Annotated in this window: 20 protein-coding genes; 11 read left to right on the top strand and 9 right to left on the bottom strand. The window is 45.9% G+C overall.

The window, feature by feature from the left end; translation table 11 throughout:
- Positions 1–78 precede the first annotated feature (78 nt).
- From rseP to G395_RS0106630, 5 genes are all read left to right on the top strand, one after another.
- Positions 79–1,395 (top strand): RIP metalloprotease RseP, encoded by a 1,317-nt coding sequence (gene rseP, locus G395_RS0106610; protein WP_026629331.1) that lies wholly within the window; start codon positions 79–81, stop codon positions 1,393–1,395.
- Between the two features lies 1 nt (position 1,396).
- Positions 1,397–1,930, top strand: a complete 534-nt coding sequence (locus G395_RS28805) for a DUF6702 family protein (RefSeq protein WP_084439490.1) — start codon at positions 1,397–1,399, stop codon at positions 1,928–1,930.
- Between the two features lie 132 nt (positions 1,931–2,062).
- Positions 2,063–4,579 (top strand): endopeptidase La, encoded by a 2,517-nt coding sequence (lon, locus tag G395_RS0106620; protein ID WP_035360583.1) that lies wholly within the window; start codon positions 2,063–2,065, stop codon positions 4,577–4,579.
- Between the two features lie 120 nt (positions 4,580–4,699).
- Positions 4,700–6,226 carry a tagaturonate reductase gene (locus G395_RS28810; RefSeq protein WP_084439470.1) on the top strand — a complete coding sequence of 509 codons (1,527 nt, stop codon included), beginning with the start codon at positions 4,700–4,702 and terminating at the stop codon, positions 6,224–6,226.
- A gap of 227 nt (positions 6,227–6,453) precedes the next feature.
- A complete protein-coding gene (locus G395_RS0106630) occupies positions 6,454–7,605 on the top strand; it encodes a DUF748 domain-containing protein (RefSeq protein ID WP_026629334.1) in 1,152 nt (383 codons plus the stop codon).
- Positions 7,606–7,638: 33 nt separating this feature from the next.
- On the opposite strand, the gene G395_RS0106635 is transcribed toward G395_RS0106630, so the two are convergent.
- The 5 genes from G395_RS0106635 to G395_RS0106655 all read right to left on the bottom strand — a co-directional run bounded on the left by G395_RS0106635 (position 7,639) and on the right by G395_RS0106655 (position 12,703).
- Entirely contained in the window at positions 7,639–8,304 is a 666-nt protein-coding gene (locus tag G395_RS0106635) for a bifunctional 4-hydroxy-2-oxoglutarate aldolase/2-dehydro-3-deoxy-phosphogluconate aldolase (RefSeq protein ID WP_051350044.1), read from the bottom strand.
- A 24-nt stretch (positions 8,305–8,328) separates the two neighbouring features.
- Positions 8,329–9,324, bottom strand: coding sequence for a sugar kinase (locus tag G395_RS0106640; protein WP_026629336.1), 996 nt, complete (start codon positions 9,322–9,324; stop codon positions 8,329–8,331).
- A gap of 14 nt (positions 9,325–9,338) precedes the next feature.
- Complete coding sequence (uxaC, locus tag G395_RS0106645) at positions 9,339–10,763, bottom strand: glucuronate isomerase (protein WP_026629337.1); 1,425 nt, start codon at positions 10,761–10,763, stop codon at positions 9,339–9,341.
- A 129-nt stretch (positions 10,764–10,892) separates the two neighbouring features.
- Positions 10,893–12,083, bottom strand: a complete 1,191-nt coding sequence (gene uxuA, locus G395_RS0106650) for a mannonate dehydratase (protein ID WP_026629338.1) — start codon at positions 12,081–12,083, stop codon at positions 10,893–10,895.
- Between the two features lie 8 nt (positions 12,084–12,091).
- Positions 12,092–12,703 (bottom strand): RNA polymerase sigma-70 factor, encoded by a 612-nt coding sequence (locus G395_RS0106655; RefSeq protein ID WP_026629339.1) that lies wholly within the window; start codon positions 12,701–12,703, stop codon positions 12,092–12,094.
- Between the two features lie 276 nt (positions 12,704–12,979).
- Here G395_RS0106655 and G395_RS0106660 point away from each other — a divergent pair, with 276 nt between their 5' ends.
- Entirely contained in the window at positions 12,980–14,008 is a 1,029-nt protein-coding gene (locus G395_RS0106660; protein WP_026629340.1) for a LacI family DNA-binding transcriptional regulator, read from the top strand.
- A 3-nt stretch (positions 14,009–14,011) separates the two neighbouring features.
- Here the strand turns inward: G395_RS0106660 and G395_RS0106665 are convergent, their stop codons facing one another.
- Complete coding sequence (locus tag G395_RS0106665) at positions 14,012–15,292, bottom strand: DUF349 domain-containing protein (protein WP_026629341.1); 1,281 nt, start codon at positions 15,290–15,292, stop codon at positions 14,012–14,014.
- Between the two features lie 70 nt (positions 15,293–15,362).
- Between G395_RS0106665 and ettA the strand changes: the two genes are divergently transcribed.
- From ettA to G395_RS0106685, 4 genes are read left to right on the top strand one after another with little or no spacing between them, the layout of a single operon-like run.
- Complete coding sequence (gene ettA / locus G395_RS0106670; protein WP_026629342.1) at positions 15,363–17,030, top strand: energy-dependent translational throttle protein EttA; 1,668 nt, start codon at positions 15,363–15,365, stop codon at positions 17,028–17,030.
- Between the two features lie 23 nt (positions 17,031–17,053).
- The gene (locus tag G395_RS0106675; protein ID WP_035360585.1) at positions 17,054–18,436 is read left to right on the top strand and encodes a UDP-N-acetylmuramate--L-alanine ligase; all 1,383 of its coding nucleotides are present in this window, start codon (positions 17,054–17,056) and stop codon (positions 18,434–18,436) included.
- A 33-nt stretch (positions 18,437–18,469) separates the two neighbouring features.
- Positions 18,470–19,066, top strand: a complete 597-nt coding sequence (locus G395_RS0106680; protein ID WP_026629344.1) for an LOG family protein — start codon at positions 18,470–18,472, stop codon at positions 19,064–19,066.
- Positions 19,067–19,085: 19 nt separating this feature from the next.
- The gene (locus G395_RS0106685; protein WP_026629345.1) at positions 19,086–20,657 is read left to right on the top strand and encodes an OmpA family protein; all 1,572 of its coding nucleotides are present in this window, start codon (positions 19,086–19,088) and stop codon (positions 20,655–20,657) included.
- Between the two features lie 68 nt (positions 20,658–20,725).
- Here G395_RS0106685 and G395_RS0106690 read toward each other — a convergent pair whose 3' ends face one another.
- From G395_RS0106690 to G395_RS0106700, 3 genes are all read right to left on the bottom strand, one after another.
- Positions 20,726–21,337: a cytochrome c oxidase subunit 3 gene (locus G395_RS0106690; RefSeq protein ID WP_026629346.1), complete on the bottom strand. Its 612-nt coding sequence runs from the start codon at positions 21,335–21,337 to the stop codon at positions 20,726–20,728.
- Between the two features lie 82 nt (positions 21,338–21,419).
- Positions 21,420–22,229, bottom strand: a complete 810-nt coding sequence (ispE, locus tag G395_RS0106695; RefSeq protein WP_026629347.1) for a 4-(cytidine 5'-diphospho)-2-C-methyl-D-erythritol kinase — start codon at positions 22,227–22,229, stop codon at positions 21,420–21,422.
- Between the two features lie 9 nt (positions 22,230–22,238).
- The gene (locus tag G395_RS0106700) at positions 22,239–23,702 is read right to left on the bottom strand and encodes a M28 family peptidase (protein ID WP_026629348.1); all 1,464 of its coding nucleotides are present in this window, start codon (positions 23,700–23,702) and stop codon (positions 22,239–22,241) included.
- A 318-nt stretch (positions 23,703–24,020) separates the two neighbouring features.
- On the opposite strand from G395_RS0106700, the gene G395_RS0106705 reads away from it, so the two are divergent.
- Positions 24,021–25,505 carry a xylulokinase gene (locus tag G395_RS0106705; RefSeq protein ID WP_026629349.1) on the top strand — a complete coding sequence of 495 codons (1,485 nt, stop codon included), beginning with the start codon at positions 24,021–24,023 and terminating at the stop codon, positions 25,503–25,505.
- The last annotated feature ends 42 nt before the right edge of the window (positions 25,506–25,547 follow it).

A 25,547-nucleotide genomic window follows, 5' to 3' on the forward strand; every position in this document is an offset into this window, starting at 1 on the left:
AATTCTGAGCGTGGATTGAGGATTTTGAGCATTAGATTTAGTACATTAAAATAACAAATAACGATTACCGAAACCTGAATGGAAGTATTAATAATGGCAGGGCAGCTCATTCTGGGCTTATCAATTTTGGTAGGGCTGCATGAATGGGGGCATATGTTTGCTGCGAAAATGTTTGGAATGCGAGTTGAAAAATACTTCATTGGTTTTCCTCCGAAGATATTCAGCTTTAAAAAAGGAGAAACAGAATATGGAATTGGCGCAATCCCGTTGGGAGGTTTCGTCAAAATATCGGGAATGATCGACGAGTCCATGGATACTGAGACGATGAACAAGGAGCCGCAGCCCTATGAATTCCGTTCGAAACCAGCCTGGCAGCGTTTGATCGTAATGCTTGGCGGAATTATTGTCAATGTGATCGTCGGGATTTTCATATTCATCGTCATTGCGTATAATAATGGAGATAAATACCTTTCCAGCACCGAGGTCAATAAATACGGCATTGTAGCCGGCGACCTGGCCAAAGAAATCGGCCTGCAAACGGGCGACAAAATTGTGAAGGTAAATGGCAAGCCGTTCACTAGTTTCGATGAATTGGGAAGCTCCGAAGTGCTGCTGGGAAGCAACAGCTCTTATACGGTGAACCGCGGCGGTAAGGATGTTGAGATTGATATTCCGAATGATTTCATTGAAAAGTTATCTGATCCGGAAGAAAAGAGAAGCTTTATCCGTCCTCTAGAACCCTTCAAGATCGGTGAAGTTGTACCGGCGTCTCCTGCACAAAAAGCGGGTCTCCTAACGGGTGATAAGGTCATTTCTATCAACGGCCAGCCTATCCAGTTCTTTCACGAGCTGCAAGGCCAGCTGCAAAATCTGAAAGGTAAAAAAGCTGAATTACTCGTTCAACGCGGTGCGGAGAGCAAAAAGCTTAATGCTACTGTGGATGAAGACGGAACACTGGGTTTCTATCCCGAAAGTCTGTTGAACTACACGGCTGTAAAATATACATTGGCACAAGCCATTTCGGTCGGCACAAATGATGCTTTTGCCGTTGTTTATAACAATATTAAAGGTTTTGGTAAAATATTCAGAGGTGAAGTTTCAGCCTCCAAAGCGCTAAGCGGACCAATCGGGATTGCCCGTATGTTCGGTGGCATTTGGGATTGGAGCCGTTTCTGGTATTTAACCGGTTTGCTTTCAATGGTGCTTGCGTTCATGAATGCATTACCTATTCCGGCATTAGATGGCGGCCACGCGGTGATCCTTTCTTACGAGATCATTTCGGGACGTAAGCCATCCGATCGCTTTTTGGAAAATGCACAGAAAGTCGGCATGGTGCTTTTACTTGGCCTGATGGCTTTTGCAATATTCAATGATGTCTGGAAAGCAGTATTTTAAAATGTTTTTGCGTGAAAATAAGGAAAGGACAAAGCGCTTAATCCGCTTTCCTTTCCTTATTTTTTTCGTTCTGACCCTGTCGTCGTCAGTGCATGATTATCATGTTAGCGTCACACAGATGCAGTATAACCCTGCGCTCAAAACATTCGAAGTGAGTATACGTATGTTCACGGACGATCTTGAACGTGCGCTATCACAAGGAGGGCTGGCCCAAGGAAATGATAAGCAGCGCGTTGTTATAAAGAATAACGACAAAAATGATCCGTTGGTCGAGCGATATATTTTAAAATCGTTTATGCTGACGGACAGTGAGAAGAAACCGGTTGCTATTAAGTACGTAGGGAAGGAACAGGAGGAGGATGCAACATGGGTTTATCTGGAAATTCCATTCCATGGTCCTTTGAATGGCTTTAAGCTACAAAACAGCACGCTGATGGAGGTTTTTGATGATCAGGTCAATATGACGAACATTAAAAGCGCTTCTGAAAAACGCACATTCTTGTTTAAAAAGGGACAATCTGTACACATTCTTTAACCGCATTCCGGTTACTAAAAAGCCTGACACAGTCGTTGGTGGCATGGCTATTTTGTTTTATTATTCCCTTTCTTTTGAAAGTCATTATTTATATATTGGGAAAAGATTATCTGTCATTTTGACAGAATGCCTATGAAATTTGAACCTTCTGACTTATATAGTCGGCTGCTAATGTCCGATTCGGATATGGATAGCCTTGAAATTGTTCCTCTTGGTGGCCCTGATGGCTCCGACGAGCCTTTTGAACTCCCCGAAGAACTTGCGATACTGCCGATCAGGCAAACAGTACTTTTCCCAGGAATGGTTATTCCCGTGACCGTAGTGCGCCAGAAGGCCATTCGTTTAGTCAAAAAAATATACAGGAATTCGGATATAAATCAACGCATACTCGGAGCAGTAACGCAAGCCATCCCTAATAAGGAAGACCCTACTGCTGAGGACCTTTACAATGTCGGAACAGTTGCACAGATCCTGAAAATGATCACGTTACCAGATGGGAATGTGACCATTATTGTGCAAGGAAGACAACGTTTTGAGATTAAAACCATTCTGCACGAAGAACCGTATTTGACTGCACAGGTTAAGGCGATTGACGATTCGTTTGTTGGCCCGACCAAGAAGGAATCCAAAGCACTTTTGCAATCCCTTCGTGATGGCGCGCATAAGATCATGCGCCTGAACCCTGAAATTCCTCAGGAAGCGCGGATCGCGCTGGATAACATTGAAAGCCCTATTTTCCTGATCCATTTTCTTTCCTCCAACATTAATGTAGAGGTTGCAGACAAGCAAAAGCTGCTCGAAGAAAGGAATGGACATAAGCAGGCAACATTGCTGCTTCAATATATGATGCGGGAAATTGAAATGCTGGAATTGAAGCGGGAAATCCAAACCAAAGCCAGCTCAGACATTGACCAGCAGCAACGCGATTATTTCCTCAGACAACAAATAAAAGTCCTGCACGACGAGCTCGGCATGGACAGCCCGGAGCGTGATCTCGACGAAATTCGTTTGAAAGCAAGCCAGAAAAAATGGTCGGACGCGGTGCGCCTGCACTTTGAAAAAGAACTGGCGAAGCTGCAACGCATTAACCCCATGGCGCCCGAATATCCGGTGACCATGAATTACCTGGAAATGCTTGTTGACCTGCCGTGGCGACAATATACCAAAGACAATTTCGACCTGGTCCGTGCGCAGAAAGTGCTGGACGCAGACCATTTTGGTTTGGAGAAAGTAAAAGAGCGGATCATTGAATATCTGGCTGTTTTGAAGCTGAAAGGCAATCTGAAAGCGCCTATTCTTTGTTTATACGGGCCTCCGGGAGTTGGTAAAACTTCACTGGGAAGATCCATTGCCAAAGCATTAAACCGCGAATACATCAGAATGGCGCTCGGCGGCGTGCACGATGAGGCTGAAATCCGTGGTCACAGAAAGACATATATCGGCGCTATGCCAGGAAAAATCATTCAGAACATTAAAAAAGCAGGTTATGCCAATCCTGTGTTCATCCTGGATGAGATTGATAAAGTAAGCTCCGATTACCGGGGCGATCCTTCTTCCGCTTTATTGGAAGTGCTTGACCCTGAGCAAAACTCTTCATTTACAGACAATTACCTGGAAGTTGAGTATGATCTTTCCAAGGTTTTGTTCGTAGCAACCGCCAATGCACTGGACACCATTCACCCTGCCCTGCGCGACCGGATGGAGATCATCGAAATGACGGGTTACACGATCGAAGAGAAATTACAGATTGCGAAACGTTATCTGGTTCCCAAACAACGCAAAGATCACGGCTTGAAATCGACAGATATCAAGATCGACGATGTCGCATTGACTAAAATTATAGAAGGTTATACAAGGGAATCCGGTGTCCGGAACCTGGAACAGAAAATAGGATCAGTTGTCCGTAAAATCGCGAAATCGGTTGCGATGGAGCAGGAATATCCTAAAACCATTAAAGCTGAACAGATTGAAAAATATCTTGGCGCAGAGATTTTTGACAAAGATCTGTATCAGGACAATGATTTTGCAGGCGTAGTAACAGGCCTGGCCTGGACTTCGGTAGGTGGTGAAATTCTTTTTATAGAAACGAGTCTGAGCCGCGGAAAAGGAAACCTTACATTGTCTGGCCAGCTGGGTGATGTGATGAAAGAATCGGCAGTGGCCGCTCTATCGTATCTGAAAGCAAATGCAGACCGGTTAGGCATCGATTACAGGATCTTTAACCATTATGACCTTCACGTACACGTGCCTGCGGGCGCTGTGCCCAAGGATGGGCCTTCTGCGGGCGTGACCATGGTAACTTCTATGGCTTCGATCTTTACGCAACGCCGGGTGAAACCGTTCATCGCGATGACGGGCGAGATCACATTAAGGGGAAAAGTGTTGCCTGTGGGCGGTGTGAAGGAGAAAATCCTTGCTGCGCGCCGTGCCGGTGTAAAGGAAATTATTCTTTGTGTAAAAAACCGGAAGGATGTGGAGGAGGTGCCAGCGAATTATATTAAAGATCTGTCGTTCCATTATGTGGATCAGATTGATGAGGTGCTGGAATATGCATTGCTGCCTGAGAAGGTAAAAAATGCCACCAATTTTATTTTCCCGGAAGAGAAGAAAGAAAAAGAAGAAAGCGGATACGCGACTCTGGACGTTTAAAAGCTGTTTTCAAAAAAATAATATATTTTGGGTTCAAAAAGACGCTTTCGGGCGTCTTTTTTGCTTAGGGGTTTGTAATTCGAAAACACGTCCTGATATCAACAACTATTCATTACTAAAATGTCCTTACCGCAGCTTTCCCCCGAATTGCTGGACCAGCGTCCAGACTTGTTGCCAAACCATCAAAACCTGCTTGCACTGCCTGAAAAGATCATTCAGTTTGGCACAGGCGTGCTGTTGCGCGGCTTGCCAGATTATTTTGTAAACAAGGCCAATCAGCAAGGGATTTTCAATGGCAGGATCGTGGTTGTGAAGTCCACTAACAGCGGCGGAACGGATGCATTTGCTACGCAGAAAAACGTGTTCTCACACAGCATCCGCGGCATTGAGGATGGGAATCAGGTTGATAAGCTGGTAATTAATAGCGCCATTAGCCGGACCATTTCAGCAAACAATAACTGGGCTGAGATCCTGGAATGTGCCCGTAACCCAGAATTAAAAATTGTTATTTCAAATACGACAGAAGTTGGGATACAACTGACTGACGATGATATTTTTGCCAGCCCCCCGGCTTCCTATCCGGGGAAACTGACGGCTTACTTGTATGAGCGCTTTAAAGCATTCAACGGAAGCGCAGAGTCCGGAATGGTAATCGTTCCTACTGAGCTGATCGTCAATAGCGGACAAAAATTACGCGACATTGTTCTCGAACAAGCAAAACGCCACAATCTGGACGAAACATTTACTCAATGGCTGGAAGAACATAATCATTTTTGCAGTTCGCTTGTGGACCGTATTGTTCCCGGCAAGCCGGACGCTGAAACCGTGGCGCTTATTTCGAGTCAACAAGGTTATAAGGATGACTTGCTGATCGTTTCAGAGGTTTACAGATTGTGGGCTATTGAAGGGAGCGAACATGTAAAATCCCTTTTAAGCTTTGCTGAGGCGGACAAAGGCGTTGTTATAGAACCCAACATTGATCTGTACAGAGAGCTGAAATTACGCCTTCTTAACGGCACGCATACGCTTGCTTGCGGTCTTTGTTTCCTGAATGGCCTGGATACAGTGCGGGAAAGTATGGAAAACCCTGAGACTGCGTCTTTTATTGTAGATGTAATGTTGACAGAGCTCGCTCCGGCCATTCCTTATGATGTGGATGCGGCGCGTGCGCAGGAGTTTGGCAACCAGGTTCTGGACCGTTTCCGCAACCCGTTCATCCGCCACCAGCTGATAGACATTACTGTGCAATACACGGCCAAAATGAGAATGCGGAATGTTCCCACACTGCTGAGCCATTACAAAAAGTCCGATGAGGCACCAGCGCTTTTTGCCGAGGGATTCGCTGCATTCCTTAAATTTATGAAGCCGGTTGTCCACAAAGACGGCGCTTACTACGGCGATCGCGATGGCCAGCCTTATTCGATCCGCTGCGATGCCGCCCCGTATTTTGATGAAATGTGGAAAACGGCCGCTTCACCGCTTGATCTTGCAGAGAAAGTTTTAGCCGATGTATCGCTCTGGGATACGGATCTGACGCAGCTTCCCGGATTTCTGGACGCTGTGAAGTCGCATATGGCTGAGGCAGCAGCGATGGATACATTGCGCATTGTTCCGGGCGCGGATGCGCCCAAAATTGATGTTGATTAATGCTGTATAGCGCAAATTTGTAATAAAAATAAGGTAAGGCGACTTTGCTGGAAGCCTTCACACATACAGTCCGCTTTTGTTGAAACAGACAGAAGCGGACTTTTTATTTACAATCAGTTTGATCCACCATTGCCTATTTGGATACTAAAAATCCCTTTGGCATCATTTTTGACTTTATGACACCCTGAAACTCAAAAAATGATTATTACAATTTTCGATATATAACTGTGAAAAGATCTATAAAAATACTGATAGGAATAGTGGTTATTGTTATAATCGCACGCTTACTCCTTCCTTATTTCGTGGTAAAATATGTGAACAGGGTGCTGGCCGATATGGATGGCTATACCGGGCACATTGACGACGTGGACATTCATCTTATCCGCGGCGCTTACCAGATAGATGGCATGAATATCCGCAAGGTGAATGGCAAAATAAAGGAGCCGTTTATTCTGATTCCTGAAATGGATCTCTCGGTGCAATGGGAATCCTTGCTGAAAGGAAAGCTCGTGAGCGAGGTCGAATGTCATAATCCGGAGATCAACTTCGCGTTCAGCAGCAGCGAGGAAGCAAGCCAGACAGGTGCGGAAAACGATTGGACCAAAGTGATAAAAGACCTTTTGCCGATTGAAATAAACCGTTTCCAGATCATTAATGGCAAAGTGGACCTTACCAGCATTGTGAGCCAGCCCAAAACCGACCTGACGCTGAAAAACTTTAACCTCGAGATCGAGAACATCCGGAACGTTGAAGAAAAAGGTAAGAGTTTTCCTTCCCCCGTAAAAGCGACTGGTGATATGCCTGGTTTTGGCGGGACCATGCTCTTCACGGCCAATATGATGCTGTTAAAGAAAATTCCGGACTTTGATTACAATCTTAGTTTGAAAGACCTTCAATTGGTGAAGCTCAACAGTCTGGCGCGGCAGTATGGCAACCTGGACTTTGAACAAGGCACGATGAGTCTTTTGAGCGAGATGAAAATGGTCGACGGGAAGCTTGAAGGATATTTGAAGCCGCTTACAAAAGACATGAAAATATTTAAGATGAAGGAAGAAAACCGAAATGTCAGCCAGTTCTTTCGCGAACTCCTGGCAGAAGGCGGTGCTTTCGTTTTGGAAAATAAAAAGAAGGATCAGGTGGCCACACGCATTCCATTAAAAGGGACTGTGGGCGAAATTTCAACTGACTTCTGGCCCATCATTATCAATGTGCTCCGGAATGCTTATGTGGAAGCCTTTAAGGCTGAGTACGACTCTTCTATGAGCGTAAAAGATACCATTAAGGAAGTGCGGAAAGAGAGAAAAGAGAAGCGTAAAGAGCGACGTGAGGAAAGAAAGGCGAAGCGTGAACGCAAAAAAGCGGAACGTAAAGAAGATTAGGTTCCGCTTTCAGGAATATTGAAAATTGAATGATCAGTTAGCTTCCCGGAATTGAGCAACCAGTGCTATGCTTTCCGCAACTTTCTGCTCGATCCAGGAATAGTTACCGGCTTCGATAATGTCTTTTGGGAATAAATTGGATCCCAGGCCAACCGCATAGGCGCCTGCTCCAAACCATTCGTTAATACTTTCAGCAGTTGGCTGTACGCCGCCGGTTACCATGATTTTAACATTCGGCATAGGTCCGCGGATCGCTCTAATGAATTTGGATCCTACAACATCCCCCGGAAAAAGTTTAACCACTTCGGCTCCTGCTTGCTGTGCGTTGTAAATTTCCGTTAATGTAGAAACGCCCGGAATCCAGGGAATGTTGGCTTTCGCGCAAGCATATCCAACGGCAGGGTTAAGGCAAGGTGTTACAATGAAATCGGCTCCTGCATCGATGAACTTCTGTGCAGTTTCGGCATCATAAATCGTCCCTATGCCCATGGATAAGCCTGGCAAGCTCTCTTTTGTATAGGAAACCAGCTCAGTAAATACAGTAAATGCGTTTTCGCCGCGGTTTGTAAACTCAAACGCACGGGCACCGCCCCTGTAACTGGCATTGATAACCTCTTTTGCAATTTCTATATCACCATGATAGAACAGCGGCAGCACGCCGACCTGATTCAATAGTGTCAATGTTGTTTCTTTGTCCATATCATTCGTTTTTTGGAACGGTAATCAGCGTTTGATCCTACCTGACGTTTCGCCCTGCCGGATCGCTTCAACTTCCTGAATTGTGGAAATCAATGCGTCTCCTTCGATCGTATGTTTTAACGCCGAGGCCGCAACGCCAAATTCAAGTGCTTTTTGCTGATCATTAGATGTAATCAATCCGTGTATCAAGCCGGCAATGAATGCATCACCGCCGCCCACTCTGTCGATAATCGGATTAATTTCAATATCAGCCGTTTCCAACAATTCTTTTCCGTTCCATAGATAAGCCCGTAAAAGGTTGTGTGACGCGCTGATGGAAGTCCGTTTTGTATCAACAACCGTCTTCACTTGCGGATAAGCCTTCTGTAAATTGACACAGGACTCTACAAAATCGTTTCCGTCGATGCCAAAAATCTCCTTTATATTTTCGCTGTTTGCGATCACAATGTCCGTCCCGGCAGTCAGTTCGGGGAGAATGTCGGATGGCTTTTTACCATATTTCCACAGATTTGCCCTGTAAAAAATATCACCTGAGACCGTTAGTCCGTATTTTCGTGCTGTTTTGATTCCATCCAGGAGCGCGTCTGCTGCTCCCTGAGAAAGTGCCGGCGTAATGCCTGCCCAGTGAAACCACTTAGCATCTTTCAAAATGCTGTCCCAATCAATTTCCTTTGGGTCTATCTCGGCCAATGATGAGTTAGCACGATCATAAACGATCTGGCTGCCGCGCAGGGCCGCACCCATTTCCAGAAAATAAACGGCCATCCTGGGGCCTCCGTAAATGATGTGGGAGATATCAACTCCGTGAAATTGAAGATATTGCGCTGCTGCCCTGCCTATTGGCGAATCCGGAAAACGCGTTACATGCGCCGTATGATGCCCCCAATATGCCAATGCCGTAGAAACATTCGCTTCTCCGCCGGCATAGGTGACATTCAGTTGACGTGCTTGTTCGAAACGGGAAAAACCTGGTGTAGAAAGTCGCATGAGGACTTCTCCAAAAGAAACTATTTGAGCCATAGTTGCAAACCTACCTAAAATCCGAAATAATTACTCGCATTGCGATAAGAAATGTCCTGAACCACTTTTCCGAGCCATTGCATATCATTAGGAAGCTCGCCATTTTCTACATCACTGCCAATCATGTTGCAAAGGATCCTGCGGAAATATTCGTGGCGGGGATATGAGAGAAAACTTCTGGAATCGGTAAGCATTCCCACGAAACGGCTCAATAGCCCCATGTTAGAAAGTGCATTCATCTGGCGTTCCATGCCGTCCTTCTGATCCAGATACCACCAGCCTGAGCCAAACTGCATTTTGCCCGCAATGGTGCCATCATTATAATTACCCGTCATTGTCGCCAACACTTCATTATCGGCAGGATTAAGGTTATAAAGGATTGTTTTGGTCAGCTGATTTGTGGAATCCAGCTTATTGAAAAACTTGGACATTGCAGACGCCTGGCTGTAATCGCCAATGGAATCCCAGCCTGTATCCGGGCCGAGCTCCCGCAGCATACGCGCATTGTTGTTACGCAATGCACCCAAGTGGAATTGTTGCGTCCAGGATTTTGCATGATCCATTTTTGCAGTTTCAAAAAGCACCATGGATTTGAATGCTTCGCGTTGTGCATCGCCTGGAAGTTCTCCGCTGCGCGCCGCCGCGAACGCCGCTTTCGCAGCTTCTTCATCAAATGAGGCATAAATGTGCTCCAAACCATGATCCGAAAGCTTGCCGCCCATGGACTCGAAAAAGTCGTGGCGGTTCTGCAACGCTGCCAGGAGTTCTTCGTAAGAGTTAATTTCTCCCATACCCGAAGCCGCTGCCAGCTTGGTAAGATATTGATTGAATTCTTCCGGCGAATCGATCAGCAACATTGCTTTATCAGGACGGAAAGTAGGCAGCACTTTAAGGTCAAAACCACTGTCTTTGATCGCCTGATGGTCAGAAAGGGAATCCGTAGGATCATCTGTTGTACAAACGACCTTCACATTCATGCGTTTCAAAAGATTCCTGACCGAAAAATCCGGCTGCTTTAATTTAGCCGAACATTCGTCATAAATCTCTCTTGCAGAATCTTTATTTAACAAAATGTCAATGTCAAAATAGCGGAGCAATTCCAAATGTGTCCAGTGATACAACGGGTTACGCATGGTATAAGGCACCGTGATAGCCCATTGTTCAAACTTTTCCCAGTCGCTGGCATCACCTGTACAATAGCGCTCATTAATCCCATTTGCACGCATCGCCCGCCATTTATAATGGTCTCCATATAACCAAATCTGCGTGATATTCTCAAACTGCTTATCCGCCGAGATCTGATCGGGAGGAAGGTGGCAGTGGTAATCAATGATGGGCATCTCTTTGGCATAATCATGATAGAGAATGCGAGCAGTCTCCGACCGAAGCAGAAAATCGTCGGATATGAATGTCTTTTGTGCAGTAGCGAATGTTGTCATACCCCCAACCCCCTAAAAGGGGGCTATTTTTTTAGTTGTTTAAGATCAATACAAAGCAAAACGCAAAGTCCCCTTTAGGGGATTTAGGCGCTAACCCCGAGCAGAAACGCAAAGTCCCCTTCAGGGGATTTAGGGGCTAAACCGCTCAATAGCATACTCCAACCCCCGTAACTCTGCCAAACCACGCAACCTTCCGATGGCAGTGTAACCCGGATTTGTCCGCTTAGTCCCCGAAAGGTCGTCGAGCATTCTGTGACCGTGGTCCGGGCGGAACGGCATTCTTAAATCTGTCCTTCCGGCTTCGATCCGGCGTTTTTGCTCTGATAGCAATGCTTTCATAACGCTGTACATATCTACATCGCCATCGAGGTGGTCTGCTTCGTAGAAACTGCCGTCGTGCTCTCTTTTTGTGGCCCGCAAATGGATAAAATGGATCCGGTTGCCCAGCCTGTCGACCATTCCGCTAAGATCATTATCTGGTCTCACGCCATAAGAACCTGTGCAAAAGCAAATGCCATTTGCCTCATTATCATATGCTTCCAATAATAACAATGCATCGTTTTCTGTGCTTACCACGCGTGGCAGTCCTAAGATAGGATACGGAGGATCATCTGGATGGATCGCAAGCCTTATACCTGCCTCAGCTGCAACCGGCGCAATGGCCTGGATAAACTGGTACAAATGGGTCCGCAATTCCAGGTCACCCACATGCGCATATGCACTCAATGCAGTCCGGAATTCTTCAATGGTAAAGCTTTCTTCGGAGCCCGGTAAGCCTGCTATAATGTTCCTTACCAGCTTGTTAACGTCTGCTTCCCCGGCATGATCGAGCCAGCTTTTTGCTTTTTGCTTTTGCTCGTCGGTATAGTCGTCTTCCGCCTCCGGTCTTTTCAAAAGATACAGATCAAAAGCGGCGAACTGGGCTGCGTCAAACCGTAAACCCGTTGAACCATCCTTCATAGGTGCATCCAGGTCGGTTCTTGTCCAGTCCAGAATAGGCATGAAGTTGTAGCAAACGGTGTCTATGCCGCATGCGCCGAGGTTCACTAATGTCTGCTGGTAATTTATAATGTATCGTTCAAAATCTCCGGTCCGGGTCTTGATCGCTTCGTGGACCGGGACACTTTCCACCACCGACCAGGTAAGGCCGGCTTGCTCGATCATTTCTTTGCGTGCTTGTATTTCAGCGACTTCCCACACTTCCCCGTTACGGATGTGGTGCAATGCGGTTACGATGCCTGTTGCCCCGGCTTGACGAACGTCCTGCAATGTGACAGGATCATTGGGTCCAAACCAACGCCATGTTTGTTCTAATGCCATATCTGAATTTATGCTACTAACCTATGTTCGGGAACGCGTTCGCGTAAGACTTTCAACGCCCGGCTCATCTGCGTTTCCACTGTTTTAACCGAAATTTCAAGCTTTTCAGCAATGTCACGGTAACGAAGGCCCTCTTCGCGGCTGAGCCGGAAAATCAGCTGACATTGCCTTGGCAAAGCCTTGATGCAACCTTCTACATGATCAAAAAACTCATTGAATGTCAGTTCTTCGGCAGGCGAGAAATGATCCGCATGTGTCAGGTTCCATTGTACGGAATCCAGTGATTCACGCTCATTCTGTCGGTGGATCCTCAGTTTAAGATAATCCAGCGCCTGATTTCTTACTGCTCTGTAAATGTAAGCCTGAAACGAAGTATGCACTTCAATCTGCTCGCGATTTTTCCAAAGTTTCACAAACACATCTGAAACCACTTCCTCCGCGATTTCCCGCGTAACCACCACACGCATTGCATAATTACAAAGCGACCGGTAATGATGCGTGAACAATTCACGGAAAGCATGATAATCTCCGGTTGCCACCACCTTGCCAAATAAACTTTCCAGCGCGCTTTTCTGGGAATGGGCGGGTGATAGGGTGTTGGTAAATGATTTTGCTTCCATTAATGAGCTAGGTTAATTATAGAAAATTTCCTGGATTCGTAGTGGTAAAAGGCATACTTGCCCCGTCAACAGTGAACCTAGTTTAACGATTGGTTCGTTGATACACAAAATTTAATCTTGAAAAAAATCAATAAATCTACGCAACCGTTCCCGGAACCGTTCCCGTTTTCGTAATTTTTCCCGGAACTTGGTGCACTCTTTGTAAGTTGTGCAACAAATGCCGGTTAGCGCATTTTTTATACAAATTGTTGCAATTGTATTATTCCCATACATTCCATGAAGAAGGTCTCTATCACCATTAAGGAAATTGCCAGGCAGCTTAACATTTCCAAATCAACCGTTTCGCGGGCGTTGCGGGACAGCAGTGAAATCAGTGAGGAGACAAAAAATAAGGTCATTGAGCTGGCTGAGAAACTCAATTACTATCCCAATCCAATTGCCATCAGTTTGCTCAAAAACCGCACGCAAACCATCGGTGTCATTGTTCCGGACATTGCCAATCGATTTTACTCGTCGGCCATCGGCGGCGTGGAGGACATTGCATATAGCCGGGGCTATCACACCATGATTTACCAAAGCCATGAACAGCTCGAGCGCGAGCGTTCCGCATCACGGCACATTGCTTCACGGCGTGTCGATGGGCTTGTTGTGGCTATTTCAAGCCAGTCGGAGAACATTGATCATTTTGTTTCTTTGCAGGAACAAGGCATCCCGGTGGTATTTTTTGATCGTGTGAGTGATGCCATGCAAACACATAAGGTGCGTGTGGACGACTATAAAGGCGCATTTGAAGCAACAGAACATTTGATTAAACGCGGTTGCAAGCGCATTGCACACATTGCCGGGCCAAAACCAGTCTCCATTACGCGTTTCCGTTTGGAAGGTTATAAGGATGCATTAAGGAAACACAACATTGATTTTAAGGAAGAATGGGTGTTGCATAGTGAAATCACCCAGGCAGGCGGGACGGAGCGCACGTATCAGTTGATGGCGCTTCGGGAACGTCCTGATGCGATTTTCGGAGCGAGTGACCGGATCACCATGGGCATCCATTGGGCACTGCGGCAGCTTGGTTACCGCATGCCGGACGACGTGGCGGTGGTTGGTTTTTGTGATCTGGCGATGTCGTCATTGCTCGATCCGCCGGTGAGCTCGGTGACGCAGCCATCATTTGAAATGGGCCAGCAAGCCACCTCATTGCTCCTGGACCTGATAGAAAGCAAAAATACCCCGGCCGAATATGAGACCAGGGTATTGCCTTCCAATCTTGTGATAAATCAGTCGTCGATGCGGATCACTAAATGAGTGTTACCCGGTAATCGTTTTCAATTTTCTTTCGAACTCTGAAAGGATCTTTTCTTTCATCTGAACCTTCCGCTTCTGAATGTTGATGCGGCCGGCTGCCTGCTTGTCTTGCTCTGGGTCGCCGGTGGCAGTCCTGTCAAATTCAAGCATGGCAAATTCCAGGTCACTTTTCTCGCGTTTGGCAAGCCATTCAAGTTCTCTGTATTTTGTTCTGAGCTGCTCTTCGGGGCTTTTCAGTTCAAATGCAGGATATTTGCGGCTGATCACACGGGCCAGATAACTTAGCTCAAATATCTTATCGCAAACCATTCTGAAACGCTCTGCAAGTTCCTTATCTGCCATTTTGAAAGGGATTTTAATTTCCTTCCATTTGCTCAAAAGGACTTTTGCTTCCTGCGAAGCCTCAATAATGTCTGGTGCACGAAGCAATGTTTCCGCTTGTTGCAACAATTTCTGTTGTTCTACAATCCGTGGGTCAACGCGGACTTTGGGCTCAATGCCTTTGGCGAGATTATATTTATCATAGAACAATTTCAAAAAGTGCCTGTAAGCCTTATTCACTTTGAAAAAGCGCTTTGGCGGCACTTCCCCAATGTTGTTCCAGGCATTCCGCACTTCCCTGGCCTTCTGATAAGCGTCGTCCAGATCGCGTGAGTAACTCAGCGTTTTTGTGATCTTGATCAGCTTTTCATATTCCTCTATACGGAACTGGTTAATTTTATTCTGTTCGTCGAAATAATCCCTCCGGCGTTGGAAAAAATCGTCCAGGATTTGCTGGAAAGTTGTTTCCACTTCTTCCTGATATTCCTTCTCCACAGGTCCGGTGCGAATCCACTTGGCTTTAATTTCCTGAATTTGATCCGTAGCCGCCGTATAATCTTCGATAGCCGCCGCAACCTTCACATCTTCGATCAAAGCACGTTTGATTTCCAGGTTTTTAAGCTGGTTAACCTCGATCAAACCTTTCAGATATTCCTCTTTCTCTTCCAGTCTCTGCAACAATGGAACAAAGTCCCCGAGTGCATCAAAACCTTTAAGCTTACGTTGAAGCTGGATCAGCTTGGTAAGATAAGAACCCTTGTTAAGTGCCTCATCTATTTCTTGTTCCAACTGCTCCACTTTGTTCAGAACGATGTTAAAACGATTTTTAAAATAGTCAATCGCTTCCTGCTCAGTTCTCTTTACTTCTCCAATTTGCCGGTCGGGGAATTCCAAATACCCCTTTAAAAATACTTTGCTGTCTTTAACATAGCCGTATTCATCATTCAATGTGGCATTTTCCATTCTTTCAATTTTTTATCTGCTAAGTGTAGGGATAATAACGATATTTGTTATCGCACAAATTAAACAAAAAATGAGTAACGAAACCATTATTTTCTCAATGTCGGGGGTTAACAAAATCATTCCTCCAAACCGGCATATCATTAAAAACATCTATTTATCCTTTTTTTATGGTGCTAAAATCGGGGTTTTAGGTTTAAACGGATCAGGTAAATCAACGCTTTTGCGCGTTATAGCAGGAATTGATAAGGACATACAGGGAGACGTGGTTTTCTCTCCCGGTTACTCCGTTGGAATGCTTGAACAAGAACCCAAACTTGACCCCACAAAGACTGTAAGAGAAGTTGTAGAAGAAGGAGTTCAGGAAATAGTTGACCTGTTAAAGGAATTTGAGCAGATCAATGAGGCATTCGGAGAAGAAGATGCGGACTTCGATAAGCTGCTGGAACGCCAGGGTGAAGTCCAGGAAAAGCTGGATTCAACAGACGCCTGGAACCTGGATAACCGACTGGAAATAGCGATGGACGCCCTGCGCTGCCCGCCGTCAGATACATTGGTTGCAACGCTCTCGGGTGGTGAAAAACGCCGGGTTGCATTGTGCCGCCTGCTGCTACGCCAGCCCGATGTCTTGCTGCTGGATGAGCCTACCAACCACTTGGATGCGGAGTCGGTTTTGTGGCTGGAAGAGCATTTGAGACAATATAAAGGAACAGTAATCGCCGTAACCCACGATCGTTACTTCCTGGATAATGTGGCTGGTTGGATCCTGGAACTGGACCGCGGCGAAGGCATTCCGTGGAAAGGAAATTATACTTCCTGGCTCGAACAAAAGCAGGAACGTTTGAAAAAAGAAGAGAAAACAGAGTCGAAACGTCAGAAAACACTTCAACGCGAGCTGGAATGGGTGCGCATGGGTGCGAAAGGACGTCAGGCCAAATCCAAAGCCCGTTTGGGTGCTTACGAGCGCTTATTGGGTGAGGAAGGGCGCGAAAAAGAAGAAAAATTAGAGATCTTTATTCCGGCTGGACCCCGTCTGGGGAACAAGGTTATTGAAGCGCATAATGTCTCTATGGGTTTTGGAGACAGGCTTTTGTATGAGAACCTTAGTTTCGCATTGCCTCCCAACGGGATCGTCGGCATTATCGGGCCGAATGGTGCGGGTAAAACCACACTTTTCAAACTCATAACAGGGCAATTGAAACCATTGAGCGGACATTTTGATGTGGGCGACACGGTGGAACTGGCCTATGTGGACCAGGAACATGACAACCTGGATCCTGCCAAAACGGTTTACCAAAGCATTGCAGACGGCAACGACTGGATCATGATCGCAGGCAAGCAATCGAATGCCCGGGCCTACGTAAGCCGCTTTAACTTTGGTGGTGGTGACCAGGAAAAGAAGGTTGGAAACCTGTCCGGTGGAGAAAGGAACCGCGTGCACTTAGCCATGACATTGAAGGAAGGCGGCAATTTACTTTTACTCGATGAGCCTACCAACGATTTGGATATCAATACATTAAGAGCACTGGAAGAAGGTCTCGAAAACTTTGCGGGTTGTGCCGTGATCATTTCCCACGACCGGTGGTTCCTGGATCGCGTAGCAACGCATATTCTTGCTTTTGAAGGTGATTCGCAGGTTTATTGGTTTGAAGGTAATTTCTCTGAATATGAGGAAAACCGTAAGAAGCGATTGGGCTCCGACCTGACGCCGAAGCGGATTAAATATAAAAAACTAGCTTAGTTAGAAACAGTTAATCATTATCAATGAGTCAGATTTCATCTCTAGATAAAATACATTTTATATCGATTGGCGGCAGCGTAATGCATAATCTTGCGATTGCCCTGCATTTAAAAGGATTTGTAGTAACGGGGTCCGATGACGAAATATATGAACCCTCGGCGAGCCGCCTTTCCAAACATGAATTGCTTCCGGCGGTTACTGGCTGGTTTCCTGAAAAAATAACAGCCGACCTTTCGGCTGTTATTTTGGGTATGCATGCACGGCAGGACAATCCGGAGCTGGCAAAAGCAAAGGAACTGGGCATTAAGGTCTATTCTTATCCTGAATATATTTTTGAACAAAGCGTAAACAAACAACGCGTGGTGATCGCAGGAAGTCATGGTAAAACGACCATTACTTCCATGATTTTACACGTTTTGAATCATAATAAGCGTGTTTTCAACTATTTGGTAGGTGCCCAGATCGAAGGGTTTGATAACATGGTGAAGCTTTCGGAAGAAGCACCGCTGATCGTGATCGAAGGCGACGAATATTTCACTTCGCCCCTCGATCCTACCCCGAAATTCATGCATTACCAGCCGCACATTGCCTTGATCAGTGGCATTGCATGGGATCATTTCAATGTGTTCCCAACCTGGGAATCCTACGTGAAGCAATTTGAACTGCTGGCCGATTCGTTGCCAAAAGCAGGCGGGATTATCTTCGATGAAACCGACGATATGCTGAATGTTATCGGTCAAAAAGAGCGTGCAGATGTTGTGAGCACACCATATCATGCCCATCCTTATAAGATTGAAGATGGCAAAACAATCCTGATCACGCCTGATAATAAGGAAGTTTCTGTGCTGGTTTTTGGTAACCACAACATGAAAAATATCAGCGGAGCTTATGTAGTCTGCGGACGTCTGGGCATTACCGACGATGAGTTTTATGACGCCATTCAGAGTTTTAAAGGTGCATCCAAACGTCTCGAACTGTTGGGTAAAAGTGAAACCGTTAACATTTACCGCGATTTCGCACACGCGCCTTCGAAAGTAGAGGCTACAACAGCTGCATTGAAAGAGCAATATCCGGAGCGTATATTGGTTGCCTGCGCAGAGCTGCACACTTTCAGCAGCCTTAATAAGGCATTTTTGAGCCAGTATCGCAGGAAATTGAAGGCGGCGGACATTGCAGTGGTTTACTACAATCCGCAAACAGTTGAACATAAGCGTCTTGAACCGATCTCGGAAGAAGACATTCGCACGGCTTTCAAACGCGACGATCTGAAAGTTTTTACTGATTCTGCGGAAATGGTTGCGTTTTTAAAAACATTAACGTGGGAAAATGCCAATCTCCTTTTGATGAGCTCAGGCACTTACGGCGAACTCGACCTGAAAGCGTTGGCAACAGAATTGCTTGATTAACAGAACCATACATTAACACTATATTTTAAAATTATGCAATCAATCGTAGTCTATTGCGGTTCCAATCCCGGTAAAAAAACGATCTATGCGGAAACTGCGTACACGTTAGGCGCGGAGTTGGCAAAACGAAACATCAGACTCATTTACGGCGGCGGCAACATGGGCTTAATGGGTCGCGTGGCGGACGGAGCCATGGAAAACAATGGTTCTGTGACCGGCATCATTCCCAACTTTCTTGCCAAACTTGAAGTAGCGCACAAAACGCTGACTGAAATCCACTTTACCGAAACCATGCATGAGCGTAAGGCTAAAATGGTTTCCCTTACGGACGGTGTTATTGCGCTTCCGGGCGGTTATGGCACATTTGATGAGCTTTTTGAGATACTAACCTGGTCGCAGCTGAAAATTTTCAAAGGGCCAGTCGGGCTCTTGAATGTTAGCGGATTTTACGATCTGTTGCTTTTGCAACTTGATAAAATGGTGGAGGAAGGATTTTTACACCCTGATAATCAAAAGCTTTTGGTGGTAGCTGACAATGCTGCTGACCTTTTGGAAAAAATGGAGGCATTTCGTGTACAAAACATAGAAAATAAGCCTCTGGATAAGTCGTTATATGTAGATAATAACTAAGTCACCCTTCCAAAAAACGATGCGCATTTCGACACTGGCCGTGCTGTTTCTCACCATTTCCTTTTGCGCCCATGCGCAGCTGGAAAATCTCGGAAAAACGGTAAATACCGAATACAATGAAATTAACCCCATTATTTCGCCTGATGGCAAGACCATCTACTTTTCAAGGGTAAGCCATCCGCAAAATACGCATGGCGCCAAGGGCAGTCAGGATATCTGGTTTTCGGAATTGAAAAACGACAAGTGGACGCAAGCCCGCCGCCTTCCCCAGCCGCTGAACAAAGAAGATTACAACAGCCTTTACAGCATTACACCCGACGGTAACACATTACTGATCAAGGGCTCATACAAAAACGGCGTTTACGAAACGCGGGGATTTTCGACCAGCAAAAAAACGGCACGCGGGTGGGCTGCTCCCAATAAGATTGATATTCCGGGTTATGCCAAAATCAGTAAAGGGCAGTTTGACTGCGGCTATCTTTCAACTGATGGTAAAACACTGGTGATGTCATTCAGCGAGAAAAAGAACAGCAAGGTGGATGACATTTATGTGAGTTTCAAGGCCAAAGATGGTTCCTGGTCCAAACCTATGAACCTGGGCAATGAGATCAATTCAGAAGAATTTACCGAAACAACACCTTTTCTCGCTCCCGACGGGGTAACATTGTATTTTTCGAGCGACCGCAAAGGCGGCCAGGGAAGCAACGACATTTATTACAGCAAACGCATTGACAAAACCTGGAAACGGTGGAGCAGGCCCGTAAACCTTGGCCCGGCCATTAATTCCGATGGTTATGACGCATACTACACCATTTCGGCTGTGGGCGATTACTCCTATATGGTCTCGTTCAAAGACACGGAGGGTAAAGGGGATGTGGTTCGTTATAACCTTAAACCAAAAGAGGTTCCCGGCGACACGGCCGAAGCCCCGATTGCCAGCGTTCCTGTCTCTGACCCTGTAGTCATGATCAGTGGTAAGGTAATTGACTCAAAAACAGGGAAACCTGTGGAGGCGACGATCATTTATGAAAGCCTGGCCGACGGTGAAGAAGTAGGAACCGCGACGACTAATCCGACCACCGGTGAATACAAAATCGTCCTTCCGTATGGTCAGAAATACAGCATGCGTGCCGTAGCACCGGACTTTATTGCCGAAGGCGAGAACATTGACCTTAGTGATTCAACCGCTACCAAAGGTTTTAAAGAGATTACCAACAAATCTTTGAAGCTGATCCCGATCGAAGAAGGTCAGATTGTGCGGCTTAACAACATTTTCTTCGCCACAGGCAAGTCAACATTAAGCCCCGAGTCCTTTCCAGAACTGAACAGGATCGCCATTTCAATGACTGAAAATAAGACGCTGGCCATTGAATTGGGTGGGCATACAGACAACACCGGCAGCGCGGAATTCAACATTAAGCTATCCCAGGACCGGGCCGATTCTGTCCGGGAATATCTGATTGGAAAAGGAATCGAGCCGGACCGGGTAGGCAGCAAAGGTTATGGTGAAACGGTTCCGGTTGCTAAAAATGATACGCCCGAAGGCCAGCAGCAAAACCGCCGTGTTGAATTCAAGATCTTGAAGAAATAACATCTCTCACATGAATGACAAACGTTCTCCTCGAAATAATTAGGAAGCGTTGATAAAGAAGGATCGAACTAGTAGAGAACGATAAGGAAGAGAAATACAACGAGCCAGAGTGCACCGGTAAAGTGCCAGTATCTGGTCAACAACTTAATTTTTAGCTTATTAGGTGCATTCACACTGTAAATGAACGAATCTATATAAGTCCGGTTTTTGATTGCTTTCTGGAAAAGAATGCTTAGATAAATCACACCGGCAACGATATGCACCAGGTGTAATCCGGTGAGCAGATAAACCAGTCCGCTGGAAGTTGTCACCCCTTCAAATACGCCCGCATTGAGCATTTCAGCCCATCCGCCAGCTTGTAGTAAGATAAAAGTGATGCCAAGAACGAGCGTCGCGCCGAGGAATACACGGTAATGCAAAAAACGCTCACTCGCAAAAGCCAGGTTTGCTTCGTGTAATGTAATGCTGCTAAACAAGATCACCAATGTGCTTAGCCAGAACATATCTGGCAGAACCATCATATGCCCGGTTTCCCTTTGAACCCTCACCAGGAAAATAATGAAGATGGAAGTAAACAGCAGCGAGCTTCCGACCACACCCAGCCAAAGCATAAACCCGAGAGGTTCCCGCCGTTTGGTAAAAGGGTTTTCCTTTAATTTGGTCGTTGGTTTGGCGCTCATTTACAGCTCTTTCTCTAATGGTTTGCAAGCGGGAGGTGAATATAACTACTATTTCCCGCGTTTTTTAGCCTGCTAATATTTTTTAATCCAATGGCCCCTGCCAGACTTTGTAATCGGCAAAATGCTTCCGCAAATCCTTTTCCAGCTCGAATATTCCAAACAAGGTTGACCCCGAACCGCTCATAGCAGCATAGAGCGCTCCTTGCTGATACAATGCTTCTTTTATTTCTCCTAAGAGAGGATATTTAGGGAAAAGCGTTGCTTCAAAATCATTTTTTACTTTAAACTTCCAACTTTCAATCGGCTCTTTCAATACATTACGCAGATCATGCTCACTCCGTTTCGGGACAATGCCTGAATATGCTTCAACGGTTGAAATATGCAGACCCGGATTTACCAGAACAATCCACTTTCCCTTCAAATTCAAGTCGATATCCTCAAATTCATCCCCTTTGTGAAAACAATAAGCAGGCTTGTTCGGAATGAAAAAAGCGCAATCACTTCCTAATCTACGTGCGTAATCAAGCTGTTTTTCAAAAGATATTTTAAGGTTAAACTGCTCATTCAATGCCTTGATCGCAAATGCTGCATCCGCCGAACCACCACCAAGCCCTGCTCCGATCGGAATGCTTTTTAATAAATGCATTTTCACGGCCGGCAAAGCGTAATCTGCTGCGATCATTTGATAAGCCTTTGTACAAAGGTTGTCAGATAAATTTCCCGGGATCGCTATTCCATCACTCCGAAAGGAAAATTCGTCTTCCAATGTTATTTCCAGCGCGTCGGACCAGCCAACGGGATAGAAACAAGATTCGATATTATGGTAACCGTCAGCACGTTTTTCAACGATATTGAGGCCTATGTTAATTTTTGCGTTTGGAAATACAAGCATTACTAGGTTTTATTGTTCCCACCGCCACTCCTGCCCAATTACCAATTCTTCCTTCAATCCCTGTGAGATCAGAAAATCCCGCGTTTTAGTGTCAGAAAGCTTAGAAACGGCTATTGTCTCGGTGTTTGCCAGCGCATATAAATACATGGACGCAATGCGCACGGTATTTTCAAACTGATCTTTGTTTACAAGACTAAAATCATCACAATCCGCATGGTAACATTGCAAAACATTCGGATCCAAATGACCGGATAATCCTGCTATGGGAACGCCTTCAAGCATAAATGGCTGGTGATCGCTGTGTAAGCCAGCGCGGTTCGACGATTCGTTCTTAAAGCTTTGGTCTACATGCTGAATGGCACTGCCTACACCTGCAAAAAACTCATTCATTTCGTCCCTTCCAAAAGCATTAACGCCTTTCGGATCGTTTGTCATATCCAGGTTCATCATATAACTCACCTTATTGATCTCTCCCGATTTCTTCAATTCGCCCACGAAGTGCTTCGATCCCAAAAGCCCCTGCTCCTCGCCCATGAATAATACAAACTGAATCGTGCGCTCGGGTTTCACTTTCAACGCTTTGAAGGTTCTCGCAATATCCATTACTGCAAATGATCCTATGCCATTGTCGATTGCGCCGGTGGCCAGGTCCCAGGAATCCAGGTGCCCGCCGATGATCACTTTCTCATCCGTTTTTCCCCTTAATGTTGCAATCACATTTCTTGCCTTAATCGGTTTCGAAATGTTGTGCATATCAATGTGCGCTTCCAGCGGCCCTTCCTCTTTCAGCCACTTCCGCAACTCACCGCCGCTCTCGTTTGAAATGCAAACCGCGGGAATTGAGATGATAGCACCCGTAACAGATGCTGTTCCGGTTAGCAAGATCTTCCCCGGCGCTCCATTGACCATGATCACACCAGTTGCACCATATTTGATAGCCAAAGCCGTTTTCTCCGAACGGTGCAGGTTTTTCTTACCAGGAGATCCTACTAAGTTAATATTTGCAAGGGCTACTTTGCCTTTTATACGCTCCTTGATCGCCTCAAAGTCTTCTTCAAGACCATTGCCAACATCCACGATTTCACCCTGAAGTTTGGATTCTACAGGTGAGTGGGCCAGTGAAACAACCGGAACTTCTCTAAAATTATCGCTGCTGCTGGGTGCAACAGACAATGTTACCGTGTCGCGCATCCAGGCTTCAACCTCAAACGACTGAAAGGTAACATCTGTAAATCCATAACTTTTCAGGAGCTGAAATGCATATTCTTCGGCTTTTTCTCCATTCACACTGCCGGTAAGCCTATGTCCGATCGTCTTTGTTGCTTCACCAAGCGTCTGGTACGCTTTGCTGTTCTTTCTTACCTCACTATCCAGCCGGGAAAAGGGTTTTTCCCACTTTTTTTCGATGGGACGGAATCCGGCGAACATCACAATAAAGCCACCAATCAAAACCACTTGTACAATTTTTTTCATAATACCCATTGACGGATGCTCCGTTTTCTTAAAATTTACACCTTGAAATTAACAATCAGCTATTTGGTGCTTTGCTTCGATAACACAAATAAGACTACAAATAGATTCAAATTGTTTCAATATCTTCATTAAAATAGTGAATTTTTCCGGCACTGGATATCTTTTTCGTTTTTGGTGGTAAAAGCGGTTAAACAAGAAGAAAATAAATAAGTGTAATATTTACACTTAACAGTTTGTTTTTTCAAAACCGAGGGAACATTTTTGTATTTTTTTCGGCTTATATTTCAATATTACAGCAATTTTAATCATAACAGCACAATGTATTTCCTGGGATTCGATTTAGGCAGTTCGTCCGTAAAAGCATGTTTGATCCACGCAGACTCGGGAGCAGTGGCTGCCGCTGCATTTTATCCTGAACGGGAAATGACGATCGCCGCACCCAAGCCGGGCTTTGCGGAGCAGCAGCCCGAAATGTGGTGGCAGAATGCCTGTCTCGCCTCAAAGGCAGTAATCCAGAAAGCCGGCATTTCGCCGGACGAGGTTGGCGCGATCGGGATCTCATATCAAATGCATGGTTTGGTGGTTGTAGATAAGGACATGAATGTGTTGCGTCCATCCATCATCTGGTGCGACAGCCGCGCCGTTGAAGTTGGAAACAAGGCAATGGAAGCATTAGGCGAGGAATATGTGCTTCCGCACCTGCTTAATTCTCCTGGTAATTTCACGGCATCTAAATTGGGTTGGGTTAAGGAAAACGAACCTGATGTTTATGCAAAGGTTTATAAATTCATGCTTCCTGGCGATTACCTGGCGGCGCGTATGACCGGCGACATTGTTACCACGCCATCGGGCTTATCCGAAGGCATTTTCTGGGATTTTGTTAATGACCGGCCGGCAGACTTCCTTTTCGATTACTTCGGTTTCAATCACGAGATTATGCCGGAGGTTTTACCCACATTCTCGGAACAAGGAAAAGTTACAGCATCCGCAGCCGAGGCATTGGGACTTCGCGCTGGCATTCCTGTCACCTATCGCGCTGGCGACCAGCCTAACAATGCATTCTCGCTGAATGTCCTCGAACCGGGCGAAGTTGCGGCAACTGCAGGCACTTCCGGCGTGGTTTACGGCGTGAGCGATCAGGTGAAATTTGACGCGAAATCACGAGTTAACACATTCTTGCATGTAAACCCAATATCAAAAGCATCCCGTTATGGCGTATTGCTTTGCGTGAACGGCACCGGAAGTCTGAACGGCTGGCTGCGCAATTCGTTGTTTCAAGGCAATGTTTCCTATCCCGAAATGAATGCACTTGCTTCACAGGCCCCTGTCGGCGCTGATGGACTGTTCTGTCTTCCTTTCGGAAATGGTGCAGAACGGATGCTCGAAAACCAGGATCCCGGAAGTACATTCAAGGGCTTACAATTCAGTCGACACGGTCTGAACCATTACACCCGCGCTGCGCAGGAAGGCATTGTTTTCGCCTTGTATTACGGCATGGAAATCATGGAAACCGTTGGCGTTTCCCTGAAAAATATCCGTGCAGGTGAGGCAAACATGTTCCTAAGCCCTGTTTTTCGCGAAACATTTGCCAATGTATCCGGGGCAACGGTGGAACTCTACAACACAGATGGCGCGCAGGGCGCTGCCCGTGCAGCAGGATTCGGACTCGGTTATTACAAAAACCGGTCTGAGGCATTTGTAGGCCTGTCTGCATTAAGCACCATCGAACCTGACCAAGCGCTGACAGAAGCCACCAAAGAAGCTTACGGCAACTGGAAAGCAGCTTTGGAAAACAGCCTGTAACATTATTCCTGGTCTTAATAACTTAATCGTTGTTAAGACCAG

The sequence above is a fragment of the Dyadobacter alkalitolerans DSM 23607 genome (genome assembly GCF_000428845.1).
In the GTDB taxonomy this organism is placed as follows: Bacteria; Bacteroidota; Bacteroidia; order Cytophagales; family Spirosomataceae; genus Dyadobacter; species Dyadobacter alkalitolerans.

Bases quoted from the DNA above. Each gene is read 5' to 3' on its own strand.
- rseP (WP_026629331.1), top strand. From the start codon at position 79: ATGGAAGTATTAATAATGGCAGGGCAGCTCATTCTGGGCTTATCAATT.
- G395_RS28805 (WP_084439490.1), top strand. From the start codon at position 1,397: ATGTTTTTGCGTGAAAATAAGGAAAGGACAAAGCGCTTAATCCGCTTT.
- lon (WP_035360583.1), top strand. From the start codon at position 2,063: ATGAAATTTGAACCTTCTGACTTATATAGTCGGCTGCTAATGTCCGAT.
- G395_RS28810 (WP_084439470.1), top strand. From the start codon at position 4,700: ATGTCCTTACCGCAGCTTTCCCCCGAATTGCTGGACCAGCGTCCAGAC.
- G395_RS0106635 (WP_051350044.1), bottom strand. From the start codon at position 8,304: ATGGACAAAGAAACAACATTGACACTATTGAATCAGGTCGGCGTGCTG.
- G395_RS0106640 (WP_026629336.1), bottom strand. From the start codon at position 9,324: ATGGCTCAAATAGTTTCTTTTGGAGAAGTCCTCATGCGACTTTCTACA.
- uxaC (WP_026629337.1), bottom strand. From the start codon at position 10,763: ATGACAACATTCGCTACTGCACAAAAGACATTCATATCCGACGATTTT.
- uxuA (WP_026629338.1), bottom strand. From the start codon at position 12,083: ATGGCATTAGAACAAACATGGCGTTGGTTTGGACCCAATGATCCTGTC.
- G395_RS0106655 (WP_026629339.1), bottom strand. From the start codon at position 12,703: ATGGAAGCAAAATCATTTACCAACACCCTATCACCCGCCCATTCCCAG.
- G395_RS0106660 (WP_026629340.1), top strand. From the start codon at position 12,980: ATGAAGAAGGTCTCTATCACCATTAAGGAAATTGCCAGGCAGCTTAAC.
- G395_RS0106665 (WP_026629341.1), bottom strand. From the start codon at position 15,292: ATGGAAAATGCCACATTGAATGATGAATACGGCTATGTTAAAGACAGC.
- ettA (WP_026629342.1), top strand. From the start codon at position 15,363: ATGAGTAACGAAACCATTATTTTCTCAATGTCGGGGGTTAACAAAATC.
- G395_RS0106675 (WP_035360585.1), top strand. From the start codon at position 17,054: ATGAGTCAGATTTCATCTCTAGATAAAATACATTTTATATCGATTGGC.
- G395_RS0106680 (WP_026629344.1), top strand. From the start codon at position 18,470: ATGCAATCAATCGTAGTCTATTGCGGTTCCAATCCCGGTAAAAAAACG.
- G395_RS0106685 (WP_026629345.1), top strand. From the start codon at position 19,086: ATGCGCATTTCGACACTGGCCGTGCTGTTTCTCACCATTTCCTTTTGC.
- G395_RS0106690 (WP_026629346.1), bottom strand. From the start codon at position 21,337: ATGAGCGCCAAACCAACGACCAAATTAAAGGAAAACCCTTTTACCAAA.
- ispE (WP_026629347.1), bottom strand. From the start codon at position 22,229: ATGCTTGTATTTCCAAACGCAAAAATTAACATAGGCCTCAATATCGTT.
- G395_RS0106700 (WP_026629348.1), bottom strand. From the start codon at position 23,702: ATGAAAAAAATTGTACAAGTGGTTTTGATTGGTGGCTTTATTGTGATG.
- G395_RS0106705 (WP_026629349.1), top strand. From the start codon at position 24,021: ATGTATTTCCTGGGATTCGATTTAGGCAGTTCGTCCGTAAAAGCATGT.